General features: G+C 51.0%; 1 pseudogene. It reads left to right on the forward strand.

From position 1 onward, the window contains the following. A pseudogene (locus FE392_RS19790) lies at positions 1–643 on the forward strand (invasin domain 3-containing protein); the annotation flags it as partial.

Genomic DNA, 643 nt, shown 5'->3' on the forward strand with positions numbered 1-643 from the left:
AAACCGGTCAGCGGCGCCGCGGGCAGTATTTCCCTGACGGATGATAAATCCAAACTGACCGGCGACGGCAAAGACCCGGTATTGGGCACTGAAATTAAGGAAGTGCCGGAAGGCAGTGGTATCTATGAAGTCACGGCCACCGCAGGTACCAAGCACGGCAAGTGGACAATCAAGCCGACTGTTGACGGGCATGAATTGCCATCAACCGTGATTGATTTCGGTGATTCGCTGGCCAACATGATAAATCCGGACAAGACCGAATTTAAACCGGATAACGGCATACTGAACAAGGAAAATGAAGAGACCGATATCGTCCTGAAACTGATCGACAAAGAGGGTAAGCCGATTACCGGCGCGGTCGACAAAATCAAATTGACGGAAGATAAGAGTGAGCTGTACGGAGAAACCCCCGATCCGCGTCTCACTGATATCAAGGAAGACCCGGCCGGCAGTGGGATTTACAAAGCCAAGATCATTGCCGGCAAGAAAAAAGGCACGCTGAAAATCACGCCAGTGGTTGATGGCAAAGAGTTGAAACCGACTCAGGTGGTCTTTGGTCAGTCTCTGGCAGAAATTGTGGATACCAAAGGGTCAGTCTTTACGCCGGCGACAAACGTATTGGCGGCTGACAATGAAGACAGCA

It is taken from the genome of Xenorhabdus santafensis (assembly GCF_033949405.1).
Lineage (GTDB): Bacteria > Pseudomonadota > Gammaproteobacteria > Enterobacterales > Enterobacteriaceae > Xenorhabdus > Xenorhabdus santafensis.